At 53.3% G+C, this 20,878-nt stretch carries 18 protein-coding genes and 1 other RNA gene; 5 read left to right on the forward strand and 14 right to left on the reverse strand.

The features are described from left to right. Positions 1 to 45: 45 nt before the first annotated feature. The 4 genes from AXE86_RS00530 (at position 46) to AXE86_RS00545 (ending at position 4,486) form a co-directional block, all read left to right on the forward strand. Positions 46 to 417 carry a helix-turn-helix domain-containing protein gene (locus AXE86_RS00530; protein WP_198145276.1) on the forward strand — a complete coding sequence of 124 codons (372 nt, stop codon included), beginning with the start codon at positions 46 to 48 and terminating at the stop codon, positions 415 to 417. 6 nt (positions 418 to 423) lie between these two features. Beyond that, positions 424 to 1,503, forward strand: a complete 1,080-nt coding sequence (locus tag AXE86_RS00535; protein WP_061943510.1) for an ImmA/IrrE family metallo-endopeptidase — start codon at positions 424 to 426, stop codon at positions 1,501 to 1,503. Positions 1,504 to 1,699: 196 nt separating this feature from the next. Then, the gene (locus AXE86_RS00540) at positions 1,700 to 3,775 is read left to right on the forward strand and encodes an AAA family ATPase (RefSeq protein WP_061943513.1); all 2,076 of its coding nucleotides are present in this window, start codon (positions 1,700 to 1,702) and stop codon (positions 3,773 to 3,775) included. 36 nt (positions 3,776 to 3,811) lie between these two features. Next, positions 3,812 to 4,486, forward strand: coding sequence for a Fic family protein (locus AXE86_RS00545; protein ID WP_061943516.1), 675 nt, complete (start codon positions 3,812 to 3,814; stop codon positions 4,484 to 4,486). Positions 4,487 to 4,531: 45 nt separating this feature from the next. Here the strand turns inward: AXE86_RS00545 and AXE86_RS00550 are convergent, their stop codons facing one another. After that, positions 4,532 to 4,879: a type II toxin-antitoxin system PemK/MazF family toxin gene (locus AXE86_RS00550; RefSeq protein WP_232294890.1), complete on the reverse strand. Its 348-nt coding sequence runs from the start codon at positions 4,877 to 4,879 to the stop codon at positions 4,532 to 4,534. Continuing rightward, positions 4,863 to 5,057 (reverse strand): hypothetical protein, encoded by a 195-nt coding sequence (locus AXE86_RS00555; RefSeq protein WP_061943519.1) that lies wholly within the window; start codon positions 5,055 to 5,057, stop codon positions 4,863 to 4,865. The genes AXE86_RS00550 and AXE86_RS00555 overlap by 17 nt, the downstream gene beginning before the upstream one ends. Before the next feature lie 193 nt (positions 5,058 to 5,250). Between AXE86_RS00555 and AXE86_RS00560 the strand changes: the two genes are divergently transcribed. Continuing rightward, positions 5,251 to 6,522: a tyrosine-type recombinase/integrase gene (locus tag AXE86_RS00560; protein WP_061943522.1), complete on the forward strand. Its 1,272-nt coding sequence runs from the start codon at positions 5,251 to 5,253 to the stop codon at positions 6,520 to 6,522. Positions 6,523 to 6,777: 255 nt separating this feature from the next. Here the strand turns inward: AXE86_RS00560 and AXE86_RS00565 are convergent, their stop codons facing one another. From AXE86_RS00565 to rnpB, 12 genes are all read right to left on the reverse strand, one after another. Then, complete coding sequence (locus AXE86_RS00565; protein WP_061943524.1) at positions 6,778 to 7,269, reverse strand: SF0329 family protein; 492 nt, start codon at positions 7,267 to 7,269, stop codon at positions 6,778 to 6,780. 237 nt (positions 7,270 to 7,506) lie between these two features. Next, positions 7,507 to 9,954, reverse strand: a complete 2,448-nt coding sequence (locus tag AXE86_RS00570; protein ID WP_061943526.1) for a DNA internalization-related competence protein ComEC/Rec2 — start codon at positions 9,952 to 9,954, stop codon at positions 7,507 to 7,509. Further along, on the reverse strand, positions 9,951 to 10,517 hold the full coding sequence (locus AXE86_RS00575) for a helix-hairpin-helix domain-containing protein (RefSeq protein WP_061943528.1): 567 nt from the start codon (positions 10,515 to 10,517) through the stop codon (positions 9,951 to 9,953). Before AXE86_RS00575 ends, AXE86_RS00570 begins: the two co-directional genes overlap by 4 nt. Before the next feature lie 26 nt (positions 10,518 to 10,543). After that, a complete protein-coding gene (gene speD / locus AXE86_RS00580; RefSeq protein WP_061943530.1) occupies positions 10,544 to 11,338 on the reverse strand; it encodes an adenosylmethionine decarboxylase in 795 nt (264 codons plus the stop codon). A gap of 29 nt (positions 11,339 to 11,367) precedes the next feature. Then, positions 11,368 to 12,705, reverse strand: coding sequence for a replication-associated recombination protein A (locus AXE86_RS00585; protein WP_061943532.1), 1,338 nt, complete (start codon positions 12,703 to 12,705; stop codon positions 11,368 to 11,370). A 170-nt stretch (positions 12,706 to 12,875) separates the two neighbouring features. Further along, positions 12,876 to 14,273 (reverse strand): ATP-dependent protease ATPase subunit HslU, encoded by a 1,398-nt coding sequence (hslU, locus tag AXE86_RS00590; protein WP_009442560.1) that lies wholly within the window; start codon positions 14,271 to 14,273, stop codon positions 12,876 to 12,878. Beyond that, complete coding sequence (gene hslV / locus AXE86_RS00595) at positions 14,270 to 14,809, reverse strand: ATP-dependent protease subunit HslV (protein ID WP_061943534.1); 540 nt, start codon at positions 14,807 to 14,809, stop codon at positions 14,270 to 14,272. The genes hslU and hslV overlap by 4 nt, the downstream gene beginning before the upstream one ends. Continuing rightward, a complete protein-coding gene (gene trmFO, locus AXE86_RS00600) occupies positions 14,806 to 16,128 on the reverse strand; it encodes a methylenetetrahydrofolate--tRNA-(uracil(54)-C(5))-methyltransferase (FADH(2)-oxidizing) TrmFO (RefSeq protein ID WP_009442562.1) in 1,323 nt (440 codons plus the stop codon). The genes hslV and trmFO overlap by 4 nt, the downstream gene beginning before the upstream one ends. Next, on the reverse strand, positions 16,125 to 18,455 hold the full coding sequence (topA, locus tag AXE86_RS00605) for a type I DNA topoisomerase (RefSeq protein ID WP_198145277.1): 2,331 nt from the start codon (positions 18,453 to 18,455) through the stop codon (positions 16,125 to 16,127). The genes trmFO and topA overlap by 4 nt, the downstream gene beginning before the upstream one ends. Continuing rightward, the gene (gene dprA, locus AXE86_RS00610) at positions 18,418 to 19,509 is read right to left on the reverse strand and encodes a DNA-processing protein DprA (RefSeq protein WP_061943544.1); all 1,092 of its coding nucleotides are present in this window, start codon (positions 19,507 to 19,509) and stop codon (positions 18,418 to 18,420) included. Before dprA ends, topA begins: the two co-directional genes overlap by 38 nt. A 192-nt stretch (positions 19,510 to 19,701) precedes the next feature. Further along, positions 19,702 to 20,364, reverse strand: coding sequence for a C40 family peptidase (locus tag AXE86_RS00615; RefSeq protein ID WP_009442565.1), 663 nt, complete (start codon positions 20,362 to 20,364; stop codon positions 19,702 to 19,704). Positions 20,365 to 20,400: 36 nt separating this feature from the next. Continuing rightward, positions 20,401 to 20,759: RNase P RNA component class A (gene rnpB, locus AXE86_RS00620), an RNA gene on the reverse strand. Positions 20,760 to 20,878 lie beyond the last annotated feature (119 nt).

Genomic DNA, 20,878 nt, shown 5'->3' on the forward strand with positions numbered 1-20,878 from the left:
GTCGCGTTTTGTGTCAACACGTTTCGCGACATTTTTTCACAAAACGTGTTGAAGATTGACGCGAATTGTGATAGACTCAAAGAAAAAGGAGGTGTGTTCATGCCTTTCCACCTTGTATTGCGAAGCTTGCGCCAAAACAGAGGCCTTACGCAAGAAGAATTAGCGAATGCTACGGGTATCAATAGAAGTACCCTCGGTATGTATGAATCTGGACGCCGTGAGCCGAACTTTGAAACATTAGAGCTATTCGCTGATTTCTTCAATGTAAATATGGATACTTTACTTGGGCGAGATGAGCAAGACCCAAGCCCGCCGTCCATCCTGTTACGCGCAGAGAAGGAACTTCCGCCCGAGGACTTGAAGACGCTGGCGGATATGGCGGAGTTTTTTTTAAGGAAGAATACTCCAAAGGGATGATTGTGTTTGCGTTTCTCTGAGATTTTCTATTGGGCGCGCGAAGTGATGTTTGCCGCCGATCTTCACTCTTTGCCAATCAATCCGTTCCTTGTTTGCAATAATCTTTATATCCGGATTGTTTCATATACCGAGGCACGCAGCTACGGATTTACCGAAATCATAGAAAAAATCAACCGTGTGGATGTGGACGGATTTTGCTACAAGGGCGGCGGTGACAGCTATATTATTTTCTATGATGACGCCCGTACACCGAAAGCACGGATCAATTTCACGATTGCACACGAACTTGGGCACATTGCTTTAGGTCACTTGAAGAATGTGAGTATGCGTCCACGCTATATGACGAATCGAAAGAATGACCCGCAGGAGAGAGAAGCTGACACGTTCGCCGGCGAGCTGATCCGCCCGCCGATCCCGTTCGTGTTCACTGGCTGCACTCGTATCGATGATATTCAGAGCGTTTGCAATATCACATATGAAGCGGCTACGGTCTGTTCGAAGCTCGTTCAGAAGATGCAGGAGCGACGCAATAATCCTTACTTTTCCAATGACTTTCGATTTTATCATGAACAGTTTTTTGATTTTCTATACGCCAAGTACTGCGGTCGATGTAGGCACATGTTTGTCAGTACGGATGCAAAGTTCTGCCCGATGTGCGGCAACGACCGTCTACAATGGTTCAATGAGCGGCTTCCACTGATGGTGTTGGCGGCCGATGGCTTGAGAGGAGAGCTGGTTGTGCAATATAGAGAGTACCCCGTGAACGAGCAGAATCAAGTTATCCGCTGTATCCGCTGCGACAATGAGGATCTGAATCCAGAGGATCGCTACTGCAAGATCTGCAGCGCGCCTGTGTACAACTACTGTGCCGGAAGATACTTTGTCTCGCCTCATGGAGATCGTGTCCTTGCGGTTGATCAGGCTTGCGGTGCTCCCCTGCCCTCCAATGCACGCTATTGCACACATTGCGGCGGGGTATCTGCGTTCTACCACGCTCAGCTTCTTTCAGATTGGCAGAGTGAGAGTCCGCCAATAGAGCTGCCGGAACCGCCGGAGGATCCGCCTGATTTTGATATTTTTGGATAGAGGTGTGACCTCTCTAAAATACAAAAAGCTGTCCTAAAAGGACAGCTATATTGGGATAAAACAGGAAAAGCAACCGTCTAGCACACTTTTTTCTCCCACGCTGCGCTGCATAGGTTCATAAAAGTGCTGCATGCCCCAGCACGATTGCTTAACGATTTCATTATATCAAAAATCTATGTGAAAGGGAATATCTATTATGAAATTAACCAGTTTTAGAGTAAAAAACTTTCGTTCCATAGATGATAGCACATGGGTTGATGTGAACGACATCACAAATATTATTGGTGTGAATGAATCTGGCAAGTCAAACATCCTATTAGCTCTTTGGAAGTTAAACCCGGCTACTGATGATGGAAAGATAAATTTGCTTGCTGATCTTCCGCGAGAAAGATATGCTGAGCTCAAAGACTCGTGCCAAAGGCTTTATTTTATAGAAACCTATTGGGATCTATCAAAAGATGAAGATCTTTTAGAAAGACTGGTTGAATATGGCCCTTTCGAAGAAAAAGAGTTTTACACATTACATTTTTGTAGAAACTATTCCGGTCGTTACTTCTTTAATTTCCCCAACTTAAATATCCAAGAAAAACGTCCTTCAAAAAAGATACAGGCAGCGCTACATCAATTTTTGGATAGTTTCAGTAAAGATAATATTCCAGAGGAATTACCTGCCGAGCAACGAGAAGCATTGATTTCCTGTGTAAAGAAACTGTCTTCAAACATCGCCAAAACAGAAACACTAACAAAAGAAGCTGCGATAAATCTGTATAACGAACTCTCTGCATTTTCAGAAGTAAATTATGGAGATTCTTTTGATACGCTGCTTGATATTTGCGAAACGGAAAAAAACATTTTAACTAAAAAAGATATAATTTATGCTGGGGAATTATTTTCAAAAACACTCAAGCCCGCCATTCCCCACTTCGTTTATTATTCGAACTATGGTAATCTGGACTCTGAAATCTATTTACCAACTGTAATAAACGATATGAATAGAACCGATCTGACTGGAACCACTGCCGCCAAAGTTAGGACACTGCGCATTCTGTTTTCTTTTATCAATTTGAAACCTCAGGAAATCCTTGAGCTTGGAAAAGACATTATGCTTGATGGTTATGGAAACCCAGTATCCAACCCTAGCGATGAACAGTTAAAAGACTTCTCGGCAAAGAAAAATGAGCGAACTGTTTTATTAGACTCTGCCTCCGCAAAATTAACTGCAAAATTTCGTGACTGGTGGAAACAAGGAACCTATGATTTTTCACTTCGTGCAGACGGATATTCTTTCAAAATCTGGGTATCAGATGAGAAGCGCCCTGCCAAAGTTGATTTAGAGTCTCGAAGCACAGGATTGCAGTGGTTTCTAAGTTTTTACCTAACGTTTTTGGTGGAGACAGCAGAAACTCTCTCAAATGCTATTCTTCTTTTAGATGAAGCAGGGCTCTCCCTGCATCCGTTGGCTCAAAAGGATCTAGTTCATTTTTTTCAAAGTTTGGCAGAAAACAATCAAATTATACATACCACTCACTCTCCCTTCTTAGTTGATACAGACAATATTGATAATGTAAAGTTAGCCTATGTCGATGATAGCGGGCACACCGTATTATCAGATGATCTAAGGGCAACACAAGATCCCAAACATTCGACATCAATATATGCAGTTCATGCCGCATTAGGGCTGAGTGTCTCAGATATATTGCTCCAAGGATGTATGCCTATCATTGTTGAAGGTGTATCTGATCAATATTATCTAAATGCGATAAAGTTATTCCTTATTAGAAATAAAAAGCTCGCCCCTCAAAAAGAGATTGTTTTTATCCCTGTCGGCGGAGTAAAGTCAATTCGTCCAGTGGCAAGCTTAATGTCTCCCGGAAATGATGACTTGCCATACATTGTTGTTGATTCAGATAAATCTGGACAAGATTACAAAAAAGCGCTCCTTAAAGAGTTATATGCGGGATCAGAAAAGAAGATCATCGAGATAAAAGATGTATTTGATCTAAACGATTCTGAAATAGAGGATATTATTCCATTCAGGTGTCTAGAACAAGGCATTACTCGATTGTTCAGGGATATAGAAGATGAATTTATCCCAGATCAAAATATGCCGCTTATTCCACAACTAGAAAGTTTTGCTCAGAAATATAACATTCAATTACCTAAAGGCTATAAGGTTCCTTTAGCTAAAGGGGCTAAGCGAAAGATTATTGATACAAATAAGACTGATGCGATCGTTTCAGTATGGGTGAACCTTTTTAAGAAATTCAAATAATATGGATATAGATCCAATGTAGAAAGGAGGATCACGATGACATACTCCCCTGAATATCTCAGCGATCTCATGGTGCGAATGGCACATCACTCGACGGCGATTGAGGGGAATACGCTGACGCAGGGCGAGACGAAGAGCGTCCTCGTTGACGGCTATGTCCCGCGCGCGATGGACATGCGCGAGCTGAACGAGGTGCTGAACTACAAGGCGTTCATGACGTTTCTGGTGGAACAAACAACCTCCGGCACACCGTTCTCCCTGTCGCTGATCCGTGAGGTGCACGCGATCCTGTGCAGGGATGCGATTGAGAGTGTGCCGGGGCAATTCAAGCAGCGGCCGAATATGATTATAGGGGCGAACTTCACGCCGACACCGCCTTACCTCGTTCCGTCGGCACTGACGGACTGGATCGACAACCTCGCTGCGCAGATGGATGCTGCTGTGTCCGATTCAGATAAGGTATTCACCATCTGCCGACAGCATATCGCATTCGAGCATATTCATCCATTCCCGGACGGCAATGGACGTGTTGGACGTGCGTTGATGGTGTACAGCTGTTTCCTCTCCGACATGACACCGATCGTGATTCCGGTGAATCGACGCAAGGAGTATATCAACTATCTCAATACGGAGGATTTGCAGGGATTCGCAGCATTTGCAGAGGAGCTGCAGGAAGATGAACGGAAACGTATAGAGATGTTTGCAAAATAAAAAACCGCCCAGAGTTACTCCTAGCGGTCGAAGGTATCAACGTGTTTATTTGATTCCGTAATGCCCCATGTACTGCATGAGCAGATTGGTGATGTTATCCCAATCATCATCTGATACTTTTCCGAGTTTCTTCAGAAAATCAGATACGGGAATGACGATTGTCTTGCTGATCCGTGCAGTCGAAATATGATCTAAGGGGATCTCTGTCCAATCAAACACCTCAATGTCGTATTCATCTCGTGGTTCTGTTGATGTGAATGGAACGGACATCACAACAGCCTTGTCGCCATCAACATCAATAACCAAGACAGGGCGGTACTTCCCTTCGTCCGGGCGATCTTCGTACCGAACCCACGCAGACCATACTTCTCGCTCTTTAATTTGCTGCTGCAATGTAGCGAACCCCCTGGTGATCGCTTTCGTGCTGATCGGCATCCCACACCGTATCATTCATCCAAGGGTCATCCTTCGGGAAGATACAATGCCCCTCCTCATCGTGCTGGCAATTGCCATACGCCACTGCATACATCTCACGACGATTCTTTTCAATAAATTTCTGAAAATCTCGCATTGTGTCCACCTCCTCTGATTACCCCTATTATATCAGATTTATTCGGATAATGATAGATAATTATAGATTAAGATAAAAGCCGCCCGGAGCACCACCTCCGGACGGCAAAGAATAAATGTGAGGCTAATCACATCTACGCCAACACCTATTATATGGGATTAGCCTCCAATTTTCAACATGGGAGGCTTTTATCATGTCAAAAAAATCAAATAACCCACTCGATCACGTCCGCGTAAAGCAACGCGGAGCATCATGGGCATACTATTTCGAGAAGGCAAAGGTCGACGGCAAGCGCCGTCGCGGCGAAGGCGGTGGGTATGCCACAGAGCAGGATGCACGCATGGCCGGAGTCGAAGCATACAACGCCTACATCGGCGGTGGTGCAAAGAAGAACGATGCCAGCATCAGTTTTGCCGACTATCTCGATATTTGGTACGAACGCACGCGCTTATATGCACGAAACAACACATTAGAACTACGAGAGAAGAACATTCGTCTGCACATAAAACCTGCGCTCGGCGAGTATCGTTTATCCTCCCTCTCCCCCGCCATCATTGACCGATTCGTCCAGCAGAAACGCAAAGACGGCTATGCCTATGAGACTGTTGCGCGGATACTCAGCAATATCTCCACGGCACTCGACTATGCGATCTATCCGATGGAGCTGCTGCGGGAGAATCCTGCACGCCTTATCAAGGTACCGGGCAAAGAGTTTGCCCCGCTCAGTCGTCGACAGCCGCGTCGCCGCATTGAGGACAATGAGCTGGCAATGATCTTTCAGCGGCACCCGTTCGGCTCGACATTCCACATGCCGCTTGTCATTGGTCTCTATTTCGGCACGCGCATCGGCGAGGCACTCTGTCTCTCATGGGATAACTGCAATATGCAGCGCATGACGCTTTCCATCACGCAGCAGATACAACGGCTTGCCATGCGCGGAAAGGTCGGCCTGCATTATGTCTGCGATCTCAAGACTGACAGCAGCCGTCGGACGCTTTCTTTTGATGCACAGGTCATTCTCCCCCTCCTCCAACGTTGGAAACGTCAACAGGCGAAGAATGAACTCTATTATGGAGAGGATTATTTCTACAACTACATTGTCCCGGCGAAGGATTATCAGGGGCGTGATATCCGAAAGATTGTCTCCCTTGAAAAGGGTTATCCTGCTCCGGGTCCGCGCATCGATATTATCTGCACGCAGCCGAACGGAAAGTACATCAAGCCGACAACCTTGGGATATCAGTGCAAGCGTATCCGCGAGCTCGGTGTTCATGATTTCGATTTCCACTGCATGCGGCACACGAATCTCACTATGCTCGGTGAGTCGCAGGCCGCTCCGAATGACATCATGGCGCGCGCGGGGCATTCGGACTATGATACAACGCTCCGCTATATTGCGAACCGCCCAGAGATGCAGGCTGTTCCGGTGCAGATCATCTCCGGCAAAGTGAAGAATGTGCTGTAAAACACTTGTCTCCCGTTTGTCTCCCAATTTTTGAGGGAGACAAACGGGAGACATTTTTCTTGAATGGGAGACGGGAAACAACGAAATCCCTTGAAATATAAGGGTTTTCTTCCCTATTTCCAGATTCGCCCCGGGTACCACTGGAGACTGGGAATGTCGATTACGTTACTGTTTTCCATCATTTTTTTCATCCTGTCCGCTTTGAACCATGCCACGCGAATGATATCATTCACTAAAAAACGAATTTATTTCTCTCTACTCCAATTCTTCTGCCTCCGTACGGATGGCGTAAAACTCCTGAAACACAACGGGTTCTTCCGTGATGGATTCTTTCATTGCAAGCAGTCTCCTTTTCCCAACGCGCCGATCCAGCACAGCGAATATGCGTACGAGCAAGTTTTCGCTCTTGAGGCTCGCTTCGATGCTTTGCCGCTCAAATTCCCTAAAGGCGCGATAGAATGAGCGTTGATCGAACACGCCCAACCGTAAGGCAGTGTCATCCATAAACGCAAATTCTTCTTTCATGCGTTTTTCGTAAGTTTCATCTTGTGGAAAACGAGTTGCTTTCAGCCAATTATTGTAGTAACAGCCCTTGATGATTTCTTTTCCATTGTATCGTATCGCGGCACGTCCCTCGTGATCCGGGCTCCTGCTATACGATGTCGCATAATACTGAATATGCCCTCTGAGGCTCAGCGCCAGATAGTCCTTTTCGAGTTTTTTTCGGATTCCGCTCCAGCTTGCCATGTTTTCTTCTCCCAAGAAGCTGACACATCCATCCCGCTCATTTGGCTGGCAGGATGCCCTGTGACAGTGCGGATATTGTCTCTACGTGAATTCTGTCCTCAATTATAGTTTATTCTATCAGCCATTCTGTGAATGCGTCAAGTCTCACTCGGATGTCCTGCGGAAGTACGTTTCCAGTGCTGTGGTAATCCAAAGCAAAATCCCATGAGTGGGAGACAAAAGGGAAACCATAGGATGCTACTTTTCGTTCATTTCACGTATCAGTCGCCCCTCGGCAAAGGTTTCCACCGAGAGATGATGCCCGTCGGTATGAAAGACAATCGCGCCGTCCTCATCCGTTCGGAGCGTTTTTATGCCCATCCGATCATAGCGCTCCACCACGTCGGCATGCGGATGTCCGAAGCTGTTCCCTGCACCGACACAGTAGACGGCATACATGGGATGAACGGCACGGATAAATTCCTCTGAACTGGATGTATGCGAGCCATGATGCGGTATTTTTAGAACGGTTGCAGAGGCATCCGTGCCCGCACTGAGCATCTTCAGCTCATGTTCCCGAACGAGATCGCCCGTAAATAGGAAGGACGCATCACCGTAGCGGATACGGTAGACGTTCGACACCTCGTTGCCCGTCGCATTGTCCGATGGGTCACGTGCCGGTGCATAGATCACCTCCACGGTAACTCCGTCCAGAACAAAGGTCTCCCCCGCCTCCGCCCGGCTAAGTTTCGACAGCAGAGGATTTGCATCACCGAGGCGCATGCTCATGGCGTAGGCATGGCGTCCCTCATCCGCCGTATAGACGTGTTTTACCGGCAGACGGGAGAGAATCGCCCCCGCGCCTGCCGCATGGTCTTCGTGGGCATGCGAGAGAAAGATGTAGTCCACCTCGCGCACACCGTAGTGGAGAAGATAGGGAACATCGACGCGTGCGCCAACATCAAACGCACCGTCTCGCGTTCCGCCCGTATCAAAGAGCATCGCATGTCCGTGCGGCGTCACAACGAGGGCACAGTCCCCCTGCCCCACATCGATGAAGTTTACGGCCATCTCGCGCGGCATGATCATCCGCCACGCACACACACCGACAAGGAGGGCGAGACACAACACAGCGACAATATGGCGATATGCCAAGAGACGCGATAGGATCTTCCTGCGCATCTCGGATGGTGCACAGAGGATCAGGATCACCACATAATAGCAGACCGATGGGAAAAGCCCCATCGACGGCAGCCATACCTTGGACAGGGGAAGAGCTGCTAGGGCGCGTGTCAGCTCAAACGATATGCCGAGCAAGACGCTGTCAGCGGCAAAGAGAATGCCGCCGAGGAGCGGCAGGAGATAGGTGACAATACCGGCAAAGAGTCCCATGATGATGATGAGTTCAACGATGGGCACAACGATAAGATTGGCGAGGAGCGCGGAGATCGACACCTGATTGAAATACCATGCCAGTACGGGAAGCACCATGAGTTGCGCGGCAATCGTAATGGAAAAAGCCATAGAAACGAGGCGCGGCAGACGATGCATCTTTCCTGCGAGGACAGGGGCGAGGAAGAGAAGCCCTGCCGTCGCCAAAAAAGACAGCTGAAAACTGATGTGAAAGAGGAGCAGCGGCGACACCATAAGCATGAGCAGCCCTGTCAAAAGGAGCAGATACTTTGCGTCGCGCTCGCGTCCGAGCACCAGTCCGATAAAGGCGGCCCCGCCCATGATGCCGGAGCGTACAGCAGGCGGAACCATGCCCGCCAGCAAAACATAGAAGAAAATCGCAGAAAGTACAGCAGCGGCACTGAGCCCTCGCGGCAGACGCAGGGTCACAGCAATCCACGCAATCACGGCGGCAATCAGACTGATATGAGAACCGGACACGGACAGAATGTGGACGATCCCCGTTGTCGTATACGCCTCTAGCAGGGCGGGGTCGATTCCCTCATAGCCGCCGAACAGCATCGCAAAAATTGCTGCTGCATCCGTCTGCGGCATGACTGCACGCATGTGCTCAAGATAGTGTGTCCGGATCTCTGCTGCGCGGCGCATCCACTGTTCCCATAGAGAGATATCATCACAGGACTCGATAGATACACTGCCCCGCCGTGCCGAAAGAGCTGCCGTGATCCCCTGCACGCGCAGGAGGAGTGCAGTGTCAATCTGCCCCGGATTTTGATACCCATGCGGACGGCGAATCTTCCCCTCTGCCGTGATCCTGTCTCCAATGCGCCCCACATCCTGCGGCATGTCCGCATCCAGACGTTCGTAGAGGAACAGCTGTCCGCTTGCCGCACGCTCTGCATCGCCTTGCCCCAGAGCGTATACCGCTGCAGTATAGCGAATCTGCCGCGCCCCATCCGTGCGCTCCGTGATACGCGGCATCTCCGTGATGATCCCAGAGACAACAGTCTCCTCTCCTGCCGCACGAGATATATCCTGCGCCGGCAGCTCATACGCCCCCGCAAAGCGAAACATCCCCGCAACGAAAAAAAGCCCCACAAACGCGATCCATGTTCGTTCATGCTGTTTCAGAACGAGGATAACGGAGGCTGAAAAAAGAATCAGTATAGCGATGATAAGATAGATACGATGCACGGAAAGAGAAATACCGCTGCAGGCACCACAGACAATGCCGAGACAAAACACCGCCAACAGCCCCATGAGGAAACGCAGCGGATACTGTCCCGTTTTCATAGCGTCACACGGTCTTTCAGTTTTTCAAATTTTGACGCGCCAATGCCACGCACCTTCTTGATATCGTCGATGCTCTGAAATGCACCATTACTCTCACGGTACTCCACGATACGCGCAGACATAGCAGGACCGATGCCGGGCAGCTCCTGCAGCTCCTTCTCGGTTGCCGTGTTGAGATTGATCTTTCCGTCCGCCTGCCTGCCGGGAGATGCCGCCGCTCCCTTTTCTCCTGCGTCGCGCAGACGCATGGGCACGCGAACCTGCATTCCGTCCTCAAGATGTGCCGCCATATTGATATGGTCGACATCTGCTGTCTCGATCACACCGCCGGCAGCATTCACCGCATCAGCGACGCGTTTGTCCTCATCCAGCGTGACCAGTCCGGGCTTCTTTACCTCACCCGAGACATAGACGGTAACCTTGCGCAGGGGCTCGATGTGCTCAGTCGTCGCCGCGTCGAGCGCGATGGAATCCTGCTCTCGATAGTAGCCGTAGGTCGCACCGATCAGGACTGCACCGAGCAGTGTCATGAGAATCAAAAGTGATTTTTTATAGAGCGGCATCCGATCATCTCCCAGCACACAAATACCTAGTACACGTTTCTCCCGCTGAAGATCTCGATCATCTCGCGGCGCAGACTCGTACTGATGAGAAGGCGTGTCTTGGGCGGGATCTCATCGACATCCGTATTGAAGAGGTAGTTTTGGAGCTGTGGCTCCTTGATCAGCATCCGCGTATGGAAAAGGCTTGCCTGATAGAGGTTGATGTCCACGGCGTCATACTCATCCAGTGTCTCCTGTTTGATAAACTCCTGGATGGAGGTCATCTTGCTGTCCATAAACAGCTTGCGGCCCTGCAGATCGCGCGTAAAGCCGCGTACGCGATAGTCCATCGTGATGATGTCCGAGTCGAACTGACTGATGAGATAGTCCAGCGTCTGCAGTGGTGTAATCTCTCCGCAGGTCGCGACGTCGATATCCACGCGAAAGGTTGCGATGCTCGTATCAGGATGAAACTCGGGATAGGTATGCACAGTGACGTGGCTCTTGTCTAGGTGAGCGAGGATCGTCTCCCCCGTCAGTGCCGTTCCGTTGATGGGCTTCTTGCTTCCTGAGATGACCGCTGCCTCCTCGGCGATGAGCATCGTCACGCTCGCCCCCTGCGGCTCGTAGTCCTGCTTTGCAATATTCAGGATCCGCGCACCGATCATATCGGTCACCTGCGAAAGGATCTTCGTGAGACGGTCGGAGTTGTACTGCTCATCAATGTACTTGATGTAGTCCCTCTGCTCACGCGCCGACTTCGCATAGCAAATATCATAAATATTGAAACTCAGCGCCTTCGTCAGGTTGTTAAACCCGTACAGTTTCAGCTTCCCATCCAACGCAGGAGCTCCTTCCTCGTCATACATATTTATCCATTATTCTTCTTGGGGGCATGCTCTGCCTTCCACGCCTTGATCCACTCCAGCCGCTCCCGAAAACGGCTCTCCATCCCCTGATCCGTCGGTTGATAGTACGCGCGTCCCGCCAACGCGTCCGGAAGGCACTGCATATTGGTGATATGCTCCTCTGCATCATGTGCATACTGATAGCCCTTGCCATAATCCAGATCCTTCATCAGCCGCGTCGGTGCATTCCGTATCACCAGCGGCACAGGCTCGGCGAGCATCGTGCGGGCATCGGCCGCCGCCGCGAGATATGCAGTCTCCATGGCGTTCGATTTCGGTGCGAGCGAAAGATAGACGACAGCCTGCGTCAGATGGACGTTACACTCGGGATACCCGATGTAGTGACATGCCTGATAGGCGGCGACGGCAAGCTCCAGCGCACGCGGGTCGGCAAGGCCAACATCCTCCGCAGCAAAACGCGTCACACGGCGTGCCACATAGAGTGGATCCTCCCCCGCCTCCAGCATCCGCGCGAGCCAATAAACTGCCGCATCCGGGTCTGAGTTACGCATGGACTTGTGAAGTGCTGAGATGAGATTATAGTGCTCCTCGCCGTTCTTGTCATAGAGCAGGGATTTTCGCGTAATGCACTGTGCGAGATTCTCCTCCGTGATGTATAACTCGCCATCCCGCTCATCCGCATTGAGGACGAGCATCTCGAGCGTCGAGAGCGCACTACGTGCATCACCGTTGGCAAAGGCGGCAACGGCAGTAATCTCATCATCGGACAGATGGATATGCATCTGCGACAGCTCTCTATCCGTTGCGATCGCATGGCGGAGGAGGCGTTCGATGTCGGCCTCCGTCAACCCCTGCAGGACAAAGACACGACAGCGCGAGAGCAGAGCGTTGTTGATCTCAAAGGAGGGATTTTCCGTGGTCGCGCCGATGAGGACAATGCTTCCCTTCTCCACAAACGGCAGAAACGCATCCTGCTGTGCCTTGTTAAAGCGATGAATCTCATCGACAAAGACAACGATGCGCTCCCCGTACATACGGCGCCGATCCGCCTCCTGCATCACCGTGCGGATCTCCTTGATCCCGCTCGTCACGGCAGAGAACGTGATGAACTCCGCCTTCGTACGCGCGGCGATGATCTGCGCCAGCGTTGTCTTGCCGACGCCGGGCGGTCCCCAGAAAATCATCGAGGTGATGCGGTCACTCTCAATGAGGCGGCGCAGTATCTTCCCCTGCCCCAGGAGATGCTCCTGCCCGACAAAGTCGTCAAGCGTGCGTGGACGAACGCGCTCCGCGAGCGGCTGATACGCCGCCCGTGCAAAGAGCCCCCCCTGTTCGTCCATAGCCATACCTCCTGCACAGATTCTTTCACTCTGAATTATCTCATAAAATGCACACTTAGGCAATAGAAAAAACGGCCTGGACTCATCCAAACCGTTCTTATCGGAAGCACGGATAAAGTGAAGTCCGTCAATCGTGATGGCGTGGCTGCGTTTATCCTTGCTTCCTGTTGTCAGAGAATAAATCGCGATACGTCGTGGTCGCCGGCGATGTCCGCGAGACAACGGTCAACATACGCCGCGTCGATGACGACCTCCTTCTCCGTGAGATCGGGCGCGTCAAAGGAAAGCTCCTCCAAGAGTTTTTCGAGCAGCGTGTAGAGGCGTCGTGCGCCGATGTCCTCCGTCTGCTCATTGACGGTCTCCGCCAGCTGCGCAAGGCGGCTGACGGCATCATCTGCAAAGCGCAGAGAGACGCCCTCCACGCCGAGCAGCGCACTGTACTGCTTGATGAGTGCGTTGCGCGGCTCGGTGAGGATGCGCTCGAAGTCCTCCTTGACGAGCGACTTCAGCTCGACGCGAATCGGAAAACGCCCCTGCAGCTCGGGAATGAGGTCCGACGGCTTCGCCGTATGAAATGCCCCCGCCGCGATGAAGAGCACATGATCGGTCTTGACAGGGCCATACTTCGTAACGACCGTAGAGCCCTCCACAATCGGCAGGATGTCACGCTGAACGCCCTCACGCGAGATGTCGGCACCCGCACTGCGTCCATTACTCACGGCGACCTTATCAATCTCATCGAGGAAGACGATGCCGCTGTATTCGGCAGCGCGCACCGCCTCCTCGGCGACGACATCCATATCGACGAGTTTGTCCGCCTCCTCGGCCGCGAAGATCTTGCGTGCCTGTGCGACTGTCACCTTGCGCTTGTGACGGTTTTTCGGCACGAGTTTCCCGATCATGGACTGGAGGTTGTCGCTCATCCCCTCCAAGGAGGAGCCGGCAAACATATTGCCCATCGGGCGCGCGGATTCCTCCACCTCGACTTCGATGACATCATTTTCGAGCTCACCGGAGCGCAGCCGCTTGCGCATCCACTCACGTCCCGCCTGATACTTCGGCGGCTCTTCCTTTTTCTCCTCCGGCTCATCCTCCTGCGAGGAGAACAGGCTGCCGAGCGGATTTGTCGACTTCTTTGGCGGCGGAACAAAGACATCAATGAGACGCTCCTCTGCATTCTCCTTTGCCTTGTCCTCCACTTCCTCAATCTTCTGCTGACGCACCATCCGCACGGAGGTCTCGACGAGATCACGCACGATGGACTCCACGTCGCGTCCGACGTAACCAACCTCGGTGAACTTGGTCGCCTCCACCTTCAGAAATGGCGCACGCACGAGGCGCGCCAGACGGCGGGCAATCTCCGTCTTGCCGACACCGGTCGAGCCGATCATGAGGATGTTTTTCGGAATGATGTCCTCGCGCATATCCGCATCGAGCTGACGGCTCCGCCAACGGTTGCGCAGAGCGATCGCGACCGAGCGCTTCGCCTCATGCTGACCGACAATATACTTGTCGAGCTCGGCGACGATCTCGCGCGGTGTCTGTTCGTTGACTCCGATCTGACTCATGATTCCAGTACCTCCACCGTGATGTGATGATTCGTATAGACGCAGATATCCGCAGCGATCGAGAGAGACTCCTTTGCTATTGCGGGTGCATCCAGCGCCGAATGCGCCACGAGAGCGCGTGCCGCCGCAAGGGCAAAGAACCCGCCTGAACCAATCGCCGTGCAGTCACCATCCGGCTCAATGACCTCGCCGTTGCCGGAGATCATGAGGATGCTGTCCTGATCCGCAACGAGGAGAAGTGCCTCCAGTTTGCGCAGTACCTTGTCCGTACGCCAGTCCTTCGCCAGCTCCACGGCAGCGCGTTGGAGATTGCCGCTGTACGACTCCAGCTTGACCTCGAACTTTTCAAAAAGAGTAAACGCGTCTGCGACCGAGCCCGCGAATCCCGCGAGGATTTTTCCATGATAGAGACGCCGCACCTTGCGCGCGTTCGCCTTCATGATCGCACGCTCGCCGAAGGTCACCTGACCGTCGCCCGCGATGGCAACCTTGCCATCCTTTTTGACCGCCACAATGGTTGTTGCATGAAATGTCACAGTGTCTCTCCTTCCAGAAAGTGCTCCAAGTCCTCCAATGCACGCTCTGCCAGCATCCTTTTTTTCTCCGGTTTACGCGTGCGGCGCGGCAAGTCCGCGAGCGGTGGGAGCAGCCCGAAGTTGATGTTCATGGGCTGAAAGTGTTCTGGATCACAGGTCGTGATATAGTGTGCGAGTGCGCCGTGGCAGGTACTGACGGGAAATACGACAGGTGATTCCCCCTGTACCAGCCGCGCGGCATTTTTCCCTGCGACAAGCCCCGATGCAGCGGACTCGACATAGCCTTCCACACCGGTCATCTGCCCCGCAAACAGCAGGCGGTCATCTCCAGTGTACTGGAACGTCGGACGCAGATGCCGTGGTGCACTGATAAAGCTGTTGCGGTGCATCACACCGTAGCGGAGGAACTCCGCCGCTGCCAGCCCCGGAATCATCTGAAAAACACGCCGTTGCTCCGGCCACTTGAGATGGGTCTGGAATCCGACGATGTTGTAGATCGATCCCGCTGCGTTGTCCTGCCGCAGCTGCACCACAGCGTATGGACGCTCCCCCGTCACGGGATGCTCAAGGCCGACGGGCTTCAGCGGACCGTAGAGGAGTGTATCGCGCCCGCGCGCTGCCATGACCTCGACCGGCATGCAGCCCTCGAAGAAAATTGCTTTTTCAAAATTATGTGTCTCTGCCGCCTCCGCCGTCGTCAGTGCCTGCCAGAAGGCATCGTATTCCGCTTCATTCATGGGGCAGTTGATGTAGGCGGGCTCGCCCTTCCCATAGCGCGAGGCGCGGTACGCCACATTCATATCAATGCTGGAGAAGCTGACGAGCGGTGCCGCTGCATCATAGAAGTACAGCCCATCATCGCCAAGCAGGCGACGTATCGCCTCCGCAAGCTGCCCATCGGTCAGTGGTCCGGAGGCGACGATGAGGACGCTGTCATCCGTGGAGGGCAGCTCCGTGATCTCCTCGTGATGCACATGGATCAGTGGATGCTGCACAATGCGCTCCGTCACATAGGCGCTGAACGCCTCGCGATCCACCGCCAGTGCGCCGCCGGCAGGAACAGCCGTATGATCTGCCGCCTGCATGATGATGGAGTTCATGCGGCGCATCTCCTCTTTGAGCACGCCGACGGCATTCATCAGCCCCGCCGCCCGCAGGGAGTTGCTGCAGACGAGTTCCGCAAAGGCATCCGTCTTATGTGCCGGCGAACGGCGCAGCGGACGCATCTCAAAAAGCTCCACGGCAATTCCTGCTTCAGCCGCCTGCCATGCTGCCTCGGCACCAGCAAGCCCGGCCCCGATGATGCGTACGCCGCTCACGAGCGTGTCCCCTTACGCGCACTTGTCTTTCGTTTCGTTGCCGGCTCCTTTGCCGCAGCATCAGTCTCCTTCGTCTTTTCAAGGGCTTCCTGTGCACGCTTTTTCTGGCGCGCCAGTTCCTTTTCGATGGGGCTGCCAATACGCGAAGGGCATGCCTCGTTGCTGCAGTAGAGAATGGCGCGCCCCGTACGGTAGCGATGCTTCTGCATAAAGGCACCGCAGGTCCTGCAGGTCTCCTTCTGGGGCTCATCCCACGTTGTATAGTCACATTCGGGATAGCGGTCGCATCCGAAGAATGTGCGCCCGCGGCGGCTCTTTCGCTCGACGATCCGCCCGCCGCACTTGGGACACGCGACACCCGTGTCGCGCAGGAGCGGCTTTGCGTTGCGGCACTCAGGGAAGCCGGGACACGCAAGGAACTTGCCAAAACGCCCCTGTTTGACGACCATCATGCGGCCACACTTATCGCAGGAGATATCGGTGACCTCCTCGGGGAGTTCCACCGTACCGATGGCATCCTCCGCCTTTTTCAGCGTCTGTTCAAACGGTTTGTAAAAGCTGCCGAGCAGCTCATTCTTGTCGAGCGTCCCATCGGCGACACCGTCGAGTTCTCCCTCCAGATTCGCCGTGAACTTGACATCGACAATGTTCTTGAAATGCTCCTCGAGCATATCCGTGACGATAAAGCCCAGCTCCGTCGGACGGAACTGCTTTTCCCGCCGCTCCACGTAGCCGCGCTTCTGGATGGTCTCGATGATGGGCGCGTACGTGCTCGGACGCCCAATCCCCAGTTCCTCGAGGGTCTTGACGATCGACGCGTCGTTGTAGCGCGGCGGCGGCTCGGTAAAGTGCTGCTCGGGATTCAACGCCCCCAGCGTCAGAGGATCACCATCCATAAGGTCGGGCAGGAGCGTGTCCTTCTCCTTCTTTGCTGTTTCCGCCCCGACATAGACAGCGGTATAGCCCTTGAACTTCAGCTTTGATCCATGCGCGCGGAGACGATAGTCCCCTGCTGCAATCTGTGCCGCGATGGTGTCGTAAACGGCGGCAGACATCTGACTGGCGGCGAACCGCTGCCAGATGAGCGTATAGAGACGGAGCTGATCGCGGTTCAGGTAGTTTTCCACCTCTGCGGGCGTACGCAGGATACTCGTCGGACGGATTGCCTCATGTGCGTCCTGCGCCTTCTTCCCCATCGCGTAGACATTGGGACGAGATGGAACATACTCCTTTCCGTACTCCTCACTGAGAAAACTGCGGGCCTCATCCACGGCGAGATTTGAAATGCGCGTCGAGTCGGTACGCATATAGGTGATAAGACCGGTCGCACCGTGACGCCCCAGAACGATGCCCTCATAGAGCTGCTGGGCGATCATCATCGTGCGTCCCGACGTAAATCCAAGCTTGCGCGCCGCATCCTGCTGCAGGGAACTGGTCGTAAAGGGCGGTGCAGCTTTCTTCCTGCGCTCACTGCGCTTGACCTCCTGCACGGAAAATTTCTGCTGTGCCAGATCATCCGTCAGTGCCTTCGTCTCTGCCTCGCTGTGCAGGGCGAGTTTCTTGCCGTGCGCATGGGTCACCTCGGCGATAAAGGCGTGCTTATCCTTTTTCAGCTTCGCCTCGACCGTCCAGTACTCCTCGGACTGAAAGGCCTCGATCTCGCGCTCACGATCGCAGATCAGGCGTACCGTGACCGACTGGACGCGTCCGGCAGAAAGCCCCTTGCGCACCTTGCGCCAGAGGAGCGGTGAGAGCTGATAGCCGACAATGCGGTCCAGCATGCGTCGTGCCTGCTGGGCATCGACCTGCGCCATGTGAATGGGACGCGGATGATGCACAGCCTCCTCAATCGCGGGCTTCGTAATCTCGTGAAAGACGATGCGGCAGTCCGTCGCAGGGTCAACGCCGAGAATGTGTGCCAAATGCCAAGCGATTGCTTCCCCCTCGCGGTCAGGATCGCTTGCCAGATAGATTTTATCGGCATCCTTTGCCTCTTTTTTGAGCGCACGGATCAGGTCCCCCTTGCCGCGCACATTGATGTATTTCGGCTCAAAGTTATGTTCCACATCAATGCCGAACTGACTTTTCGGCAGATCGCGCAGATGTCCCATCGACGCACGAACGGTATACTGTTTGCCAAGGTGCCGCTCGATGGTCTTTGCCTTTGCAGGAGACTCCACAATCACCAGAATTTTTTTCTGTGGTTTTTTCCCTGCCGTTTTCGCTGTCTTCGTTTTCTTCGCTGTGCCGGCTTTCGCCTTGCGGGCAGATGCTTGCGTCGCCAATCCGTCAGTTCCTTTCGGCACGCCGATAGGCGTGCATTTCATTCTCTATGATAACGCCCTTCAGCTGCATTTGCAGGAGAAGGAGCGGGAGGCTCGTTGTCGTGCTCACGGGCAGACTGTCGATGATTTCATCCATGGTCAGCGCATGATCGAAGGAGAGCACCTGATAGACGTGTGCCTCATCCGGCGTCAGCTGTGCACGCGCAGAGCGGCGCGGCTGTGCCACGAGGTGCATCTCCTCGAGAATTTCACGTGGAGATTCCACAAGACGCGCCCCTGCACGGATGAGGTTATGGCAGCCGCCGCTCTGCGGCGAATAGATGCTGCCGGGAATCGCATAGACTTCACGACCCTCGCTGAGTGCCATCTCAGCAGTGATCAGAGAGCCGCTGCGCCGTGCCGCCTCAACGACAAGCACCCCCTCCGCAAGTCCGCTGATGATGCGGTTGCGTGCAGGGAAGAACATGGGCAGTGGCTGTGTCCCGGGGGCATACTCGGAAAGGACTGCTCCGTCCGCCGCGACGATCTCCGTCAACAAACGGCGGTTCTCGGGCGGATAGGCAATATCTACGCCACAACCAAGAACCGCAACCGTTCGTCCGCCGCGCAGTGCACCGCGATGCGCGCGCGTGTCGATCCCACGCGCCGCACCGCTGACAACGGTGACTCCCGCCGCCGCGAGATGCTCCGCAAACTCGAGCGCGGCAGCCTCCCCATAGCCTGAGAATTTACGCGCACCGACGATGCCAATGCGCCGTGCATCGGGCAGAAGTGTGCCGCGATAGTAGAGCACGAGCGGTGGGTCAAAGATCTCGCGCAGAACGAGCGGATAACATTCATTCTCCATCGTCACCATCGACACATCAGCGCGTCGGCAGTCCTCCGCAATGCGTTCCGGCAGATTAGGATCCCCCTGTATGTGCCGCGCAAGTGCGTCGGCAGCGGCATCCGTGAGCACTCCTGTCGCACGCAGTTCCGCGGCAGTCATCGACCATATGTCCTTTGCCGCAGGACATACGCTTTGCAGCCGCTGCATACGAACGCTGCCCACCTGCGGACAGCGCAGAAGCGCCGCCAGATACCACCGATCTTCCACCTTCTACACGCTCCTCATCTTACCTAAATTTAGGAAAGAATGCAACTATCTTCTATATTATTATCGTGGAAACAGCTCATCGCCAAAGACATAGTAGACCATCAGAAAGATAAGCAGAAGCAAGAAAATATCCGCCATCCGAACCGCTCCTATCAAAAAAGAGGGGCTGAGCCCCTCTCAGATTCTGCATCATCACATCACGCGACGTGCACCGATATAGCATGCGCCCCAATAGCCGCCGTACAGGTTATCAATTGCGACTCCACGGCTCGACGAGGCATTGATGAAGTTGCCATCACCGAGGTAGATGCCGACGTGCGACGGACCATAGTCATACGTGGAGAAAAAGACGAGATCGCCGGGAACCATCTCTGCTGACGAGACTGGATAGCCGACCTCATACTGCGCATCTGCCGTACGCGGGAGATAGATCCCTGCATTGGCAAAGACGTAGCGGACAAAGCCGGAGCAGTCGAACCCTGCCGGTGTCGTTCCGCCGAACGAATACGGCACACCGAGGTACTGCATGGAGTCCGAAACAATGCGGCGCACGAAATAGTTCGAGCCGCGGCTAACCTGCGGCATCGCCTTTCCGAGAAGAGCCTCATAGGTTGACGGTCCCACAAGACCATCCACAGCAAGGCCGTGTGCTGCTTGGAACTCCTTGACTGCCTCCGCCGTTGCCGGGCCGAAATCACCATCAGCGGCAACATCATAACCATAATTAGAAAGCTGACCTTGAATCTCGGCAACATCCGTTCCCTGATCACCGATCTGGAATGACTCTGCGCTCGCGATTGATGCGGAGCAGAGAAGCATAGCGGATAACGCAAGAATCTTGATTTTCTTTCGCAAGCAAACACTTCCTTCCACAAGTGCACAATTACATTGGCTACGAGAAACCAATAAGCCGAGTTCTGTTCCGCCCCCAAAAAGGCGGTGACAATCATTTATCTGGGACACCTGTTGCCAGGCATCTCAAGCGACACTACCCGGAAGGCCGACGGGCCGCCGGAAATCCTTCCCTATTTGGTCTTGCTCCATGTGGGGTTTACCGAAGCCGGCCGGTCACCCGACCGCTGGTGCGCTCTTACCGCACCTTTCCACCCTTACCGACAATGTCGGCGGTTTAAATTTCTATGGCACTGTCCCTGAGGTCACCCTCGCTGGACGTTATCCAGCACACTGCCCTATGGAGCTCGGACTTTCCTCATCTGCTGAAACGCAGACGCGATTGTCTTGGTCTCTCATACCAACGGGGAGATTATACCACATCTGGGGGAGAGGTGTCAAAAACGCCCCAACGCCTTGTAGGATGCGGAAAGAAACGATTCCATAGGAACAAAGCGACGATTTTGGATCAAATTTC

Origin of the sequence: Selenomonas sp. oral taxon 136 (assembly GCF_001554015.1) — a bacterium.
GTDB lineage: Bacteria > Bacillota > Negativicutes > Selenomonadales > Selenomonadaceae > Centipeda > Centipeda felix.

Bases quoted from the DNA above. Each gene is read 5' to 3' on its own strand.
- AXE86_RS00540 (WP_061943513.1), top strand. From the start codon at position 1,700: ATGAAATTAACCAGTTTTAGAGTAAAAAACTTTCGTTCCATAGATGAT.
- AXE86_RS00545 (WP_061943516.1), top strand. From the start codon at position 3,812: ATGACATACTCCCCTGAATATCTCAGCGATCTCATGGTGCGAATGGCA.
- AXE86_RS00555 (WP_061943519.1), bottom strand. From the start codon at position 5,057: ATGCGAGATTTTCAGAAATTTATTGAAAAGAATCGTCGTGAGATGTAT.
- AXE86_RS00560 (WP_061943522.1), top strand. From the start codon at position 5,251: ATGTCAAAAAAATCAAATAACCCACTCGATCACGTCCGCGTAAAGCAA.
- AXE86_RS00565 (WP_061943524.1), bottom strand. From the start codon at position 7,269: ATGGCAAGCTGGAGCGGAATCCGAAAAAAACTCGAAAAGGACTATCTG.
- AXE86_RS00570 (WP_061943526.1), bottom strand. From the start codon at position 9,954: ATGAAAACGGGACAGTATCCGCTGCGTTTCCTCATGGGGCTGTTGGCG.
- AXE86_RS00575 (WP_061943528.1), bottom strand. From the start codon at position 10,517: ATGCCGCTCTATAAAAAATCACTTTTGATTCTCATGACACTGCTCGGT.
- AXE86_RS00585 (WP_061943532.1), bottom strand. From the start codon at position 12,705: ATGGACGAACAGGGGGGGCTCTTTGCACGGGCGGCGTATCAGCCGCTC.
- hslU (WP_009442560.1), bottom strand. From the start codon at position 14,273: ATGAGTCAGATCGGAGTCAACGAACAGACACCGCGCGAGATCGTCGCC.
- topA (WP_198145277.1), bottom strand. From the start codon at position 18,455: ATGAAATGCACGCCTATCGGCGTGCCGAAAGGAACTGACGGATTGGCG.